This window comes from uncultured Caballeronia sp. (assembly GCF_964243625.1).
Lineage (GTDB): Bacteria > Pseudomonadota > Gammaproteobacteria > Burkholderiales > Burkholderiaceae > Caballeronia.
The window spans coordinates 1-4,947 of the sequence record NZ_CAXTGZ010000458.1; the positions used below are offsets into that span (position 1 = coordinate 1).

5 protein-coding genes are annotated in these 4,947 nt (G+C 60.3%); 2 read left to right on the forward strand and 3 right to left on the reverse strand.

Translation table 11 applies throughout. The features are described from left to right. A partial coding sequence (gene glgX, locus ACFFAR_RS24570; protein ID WP_375508616.1) for a glycogen debranching protein GlgX occupies positions 1–1,510 on the forward strand: 1,510 nt, incomplete at its 5' end. Between the two features lie 313 nt (positions 1,511–1,823). On the opposite strand, the gene ACFFAR_RS24575 is transcribed toward glgX, so the two are convergent. Continuing rightward, positions 1,824–3,032 carry a tetratricopeptide repeat protein gene (locus tag ACFFAR_RS24575; RefSeq protein ID WP_174365332.1) on the reverse strand — a complete coding sequence of 403 codons (1,209 nt, stop codon included), beginning with the start codon at positions 3,030–3,032 and terminating at the stop codon, positions 1,824–1,826. A 163-nt stretch (positions 3,033–3,195) separates the two neighbouring features. Next, positions 3,196–3,876 carry a PspA/IM30 family protein gene (locus ACFFAR_RS24580; RefSeq protein WP_075357862.1) on the reverse strand — a complete coding sequence of 227 codons (681 nt, stop codon included), beginning with the start codon at positions 3,874–3,876 and terminating at the stop codon, positions 3,196–3,198. Between the two features lie 358 nt (positions 3,877–4,234). Between ACFFAR_RS24580 and ACFFAR_RS24585 the strand changes: the two genes are divergently transcribed. After that, positions 4,235–4,648: a DUF2177 family protein gene (locus tag ACFFAR_RS24585; RefSeq protein ID WP_375508617.1), complete on the forward strand. Its 414-nt coding sequence runs from the start codon at positions 4,235–4,237 to the stop codon at positions 4,646–4,648. An 11-nt stretch (positions 4,649–4,659) separates the two neighbouring features. Here ACFFAR_RS24585 and ACFFAR_RS24590 read toward each other — a convergent pair. Continuing rightward, a partial coding sequence (locus ACFFAR_RS24590) for a hypothetical protein (RefSeq protein WP_375508618.1) occupies positions 4,660–4,947 on the reverse strand: 288 nt, incomplete at its 5' end.

The window sequence follows — 4,947 nt, forward strand, 5'->3', positions numbered from 1 at the left end:
CTGGGGCTACAACACCATCGGTTTTTTTGCCGCCGATCCGCGCTTTTTTGCGCAAGGTCCGGGCGCTATTTCCGAGCTCAAGCAGATGATCGACCGCTTCCACGAAGCGGGACTCGAAGTGATCCTGGACGTCGTGTACAACCACACGGCCGAAGGCAATGAACGCGGGCCGACGCTCTCGTTCAAGGGTATCGACAACGCTTCGTATTATCGCTTGCCGGATGACAAGCGCTACTACATCAACGATACCGGCACGGGCAACACGCTTAACCTGTCGCATCCGCGCGTGCTGCAGATGGTCACCGACAGCTTGCGCTACTGGGTGACGGAGATGAATGTCGATGGTTTCCGCTTCGATCTGGCGACCATTCTCGGCCGTGAACCCTACGGTTTCGATGAAGGCGGCGGTTTCCTCGACAGTTGCCGTCAGGACCCGATTCTCTCGAGCGTGAAGCTGATCGCCGAACCGTGGGACTGCGGTCCGGGCGGATACCAGGTCGGCGGTTTTCCGCCGGGCTGGGCCGAGTGGAACGACAAGTTCCGCGATACCGTTCGCGAGTTCTGGAAGGGCGAAGAGGGCGTCGCGGCGGAACTCGCCACGCGCATCACGGGTTCGGGCGACAAGTTCAACCACCGTGGGCGTCGCCCGTGGGCAAGCGTCAACTTCATCACCGCGCACGATGGCTTCACGTTAAACGATCTCGTTTCGTACAACGAGAAGCACAACGAGGCGAACGGCGAAGACAACAAAGACGGAAGCTCGGATAACCGCTCATGGAATTGCGGCGCCGAAGGCCCGACCGATGATCCCGAAATCCGCGCACTGCGTGAACGCCAGAAACGCAACATGCTGGCGACGCTGCTGTTCTCGCAGGGCACGCCCATGATCCTCGCGGGCGATGAATTCGGCCGCACGCAGCAGGGCAATAACAACGCGTATTGCCAGGACGACGACATAAGCTGGGTCAACTGGGATATCGACGAAGACGGCCGCGCCTTGAACGACTTCGTGCGCAAGCTCACGACCTTGCGTCACACCTTGCCGGTGCTGCGCCGGGGGCGTTTCCTGACGGGCGAGTTCCACGAAGACCTGCAGGTCGCAGACGTCAAATGGTTCAGCCCATCGGGCGATGAACTAACACCCGAGCAATGGGACGATCCGGCAATGCGCTGCTTCGGCCTGGTTATCGATGGCCGGGCCCAGGCGACCGGTATACGCCGCCCGGCATCGGATGCGACGTTGTTGCTGGTTGTCAACGCGCATCACGATGTCGTGGATTACACGCTGCCCGAAATCCCGGGGAGCGACCAGTGGAGCTGCCTGATCGATACCAATGCGCCGATCCGCGAAGAACTCGAGGACTTCGATTCAGGCGGCGTGTATCAGGTGACGGGCCGTTCGCTCCTGCTGTTCGCATTGCATGCTCGCGGTGCTACGAAGCGGATTTTCAAGCGGCTCGAAGAAGCGTTGACGGATGAGGTCGAGCCGGAAGGCGGCAATACGATCTGAAGCCGCGCCGCCTGGGTTTTGGGACAGGCGGACCGCAACGGCTATCATGCGGGTCATGAACCCTTTTAAGCAGTTGCGACCCAGTTTGAGCTTTCCACTAATACCGCGCGACTCTCATCGCGCCCGTAAAACATGATGCTGGCGACGCTGCTGCACGTCGCCGGCTGGGACCAACTCGAACGGATCTGGGAATTCGTCGTAGGGTTTTTCAAGTTCTTGTGGGCGTTGCTGAGGTTTCTCGGCGGCGGATAAAATAAAAGCGCGGGACGATTTGTATCGTCCCGCGCTTTTTGTCTGGCGCGCTGCAATCCGCTTAGCTGTTGTTATCCCAGTTGCCCGAATCGTTGCTGCCGAGATCCACGCCGCCGCCGCCATCGCTCCAGTCGTTGGAGCCATTGCCGAAGTCAAGGCCGCCGCCGTTGTTGCCACCACCTCGGCGACGCAATTCGTCGTCCACGTCCACCGGCACGTCGCGTTCGATCACGCGTTCCCGGCCGCCGCCGGACAGCGCTTCACCAAGCAGGACGCCGCCCAGCAATCCTCCCAGCCCGCCGCCAAAACCACCGCCGCCTTGCTGAATGACAACCGGCGGCTGTTGCTGCGGATAAGGCGAATAGGGCGGCTGTCCCGGCGGCGTGCGCCCGAAGCGCTCCGCTTCCTGCGCATAGACCGACTGGTTGTCGTTGACGTTCGCCGCGGGCGCTGCTGCACGCGGATCAGGCCGTCCCTCCGAACGTGCCCTGACGCTGTCGATCTGACTCGCCAAATCCTCGATCGCATAGGGCGGCACAGGATTCTTCGAGTTGGACAGCGCTTCGACCATCTGTCGCAATTGCGTCTCGATGCCTTCCACTTCCTTCAGCATCGATTCGTGACCCGGTTGCGTCGATAAACGCACGTCAAGCTTGAGCGAGCGGACATCGTTGAGCAGTTCGGTCGCGCGTTTGAGTTGCGTGCGGCGATCGGTATCGGCCTGACCGTCTTCGTTCGAGCGCGCGCGTTTCAGACCCCATCGCAGCACCAGCGCAATTCCGGCCACCACGACCGCGAGCAACACCCACATTCCCATGGACGGGCCGTGTTTTTCAGGTGCTGCAACCGCGCCCTGGTTAAACGGATTGCGCGTCACCGATGTCACCGCATTACCCGTGGACCGCTCGTTCGTCTGCCCACCCAAATTGGACGATGAATTCACGCGGTTCGCGTCGGAGCGAATCCGCGCTTCCATCGCGTTGAAGCGCGACGGGTCGGTGAACTTGATCGCGGGGTCCAGCGTCTTCGCCTGCTGAATCTGGGCGAGCGCATCGGCTGGACGGCCTTCGCGGTCCAGCACCTGCGCATACAGATAATGCGCCTTGGCATTGTTCGGATGCGCCTGGATCACTTCGTTCAACTGGGAGTCGGCCTGAGCCCAGTTGCCTTGCGTCATCGACTGCTCGATCTGGCCGGCGCTCGGTACGGCGAACGCCGCAGCCGAAACCAGCATCAGCGATGCAGCCATTGCCACCACATATTTTTTCATCAGCGGACCGGGGCGTTCGCACCCGTCTCCATTCGTGCGACATGTCGATGCAATATCCAGTGTTGCCCGCAGCGGACTCGATGATTTCACCGGCCGCTGCGTCCTGCAGGGTGTTCGATACCCTTCGTCAAACCGGCGCAAGTTTCGCGCCGCTACTTCCTGGTCACTGCGCTGGCGTGTTCATCTGCTTCTTTAACGCTTCGAGGCGATCTTCCACCGATGGTCCACGAGTGAGAGCTGCGAGTTTGTCTTCAAGCGCCTTGCCGCTCTTCTGATCGGCAGAGTTCAGCCGGGCATCGGAACGCGCGTTTGATAGCTGCACCTTGTCTTCGAGCTTCTGAAAGTCTTCTGACAGGTTCTTCCCGCCAATACCGCCCAGCGCCGTAGCGGCCACGTCTTTCGCAGTCGCAATCTCCTGCTTCGCCTGCAAAATGTTCGAGCGCGAATTGAGCTCGTTGCGGCGCTGGCGCATGTCGTTGATTTGCTGCTTGAGATGATCCGTCGATGGCACCAGCGTCGTCAATTCGGCAGCCAGTGCGTCGCGTTCGGATTCGGCGTTGGCTTGCGCGCTCAGCGCTTCACGTGCGAGCGCTTCGTCGCCGCTTTGCAGCGCGCGCTTCGCGCCTTCCTCGTACTTCTTGGCCTTTTCGGCGGCGACATCGCGCTTGCTTTGCTGCGTGGCGACCTGCGCCTCGATTTCGATCAGCGAGTTCTCGGCTTTCGCAATACTGTCGTCGAGTTCGCGCACGATCTGACGAGCGTCTCGCGACGGGTCCTGCACGGTGTCGGCGGCGTCGTTCAACAGGCCCTTGACGGTGCGCGAGATGGAATCCAAAAGCGACATGAGTTTCCTCCTGAAAATTGATTCGGCTGCTTCGGGACGGGTCCCTCAGCGAGCCGTGCTGCAACGTTCAACATCTGTTGAACGCATGCTTAAAGTTGCTCCAACGCAGCGCTCGTTGCGCCACGCGTCGGGTAAGTCGGGCCGGGCGCGGTAATTGCAAGCTCGCCGATACACTTTGTTGCGAGCTTTTTTGCACCTGACAAGGCCGGGTTTTCGTCTTTGCATCCGGGCCGGTGCATTAAACCATGCATCGGCTTAAACCGGACTTAACAGGCACCGCATCCACTACGGTACACCTTGCGCTCGAGTCCGGAAAATCACATATCTTTCACGCTTTGCTCAACGTACCGGATTGCTCATGTCAAAGACGTTAGTTGTTGCTTTTGTGGCCACCGCCGTCGTGTTCCTGATCCTCGATGCCATCTGGCTCGGCGTGGTTTCGCGAAATATCTATCAGCGTGAAATAGGTGACTTGCTGCTGCCTAAACCGAACTTCGGCGCTGCGGCCATCTTCTATGTGATTTATATAGTCGGGCTGGTTTATTTTTGTGTCGTGCCGGGCGTAGCCGAAGAGAGCGTCATGCGCGGACTGATCAGCGGAGCGTTGTTCGGGATCGTTGCATACGCCACGTACGACCTGACGAATCTCGCGACGCTCAAGGGCTGGAGCACGTCGCTTGTTTTCGTCGATATTGCGTGGGGCGCCGTTGCCAGCGCAATCGCATGTGCGATCGCTGTGGCGGTGACTACGCGAGTGGTATCGGCGAGTTGAAACGCCTCCAATCAGGAATGCCCCGAGAGCGACGCGTCTTCATCCGAAGCGTCCGATGCAGACGTGTCCGGTAAAGCCAGATCCTCCGCCTTTTCCGCCGCCAGCGTCCGTTTGCTTGCTTCCCGGGCGACTTGTGCGGCGTCCCGCGCCTCGCGAGCGGCGGCGCGTTCGGCGACTTGCCTGAGCGCGACATTCAGCGGATCGGGCGTCTTCGGCGCACGCAGTTTGTCGACGAGGCCCGCGACCTTGGCCTGCTCGCTGGTCGCATTGAAGCTGAGAACAGCGCGTCGCATGAGTTC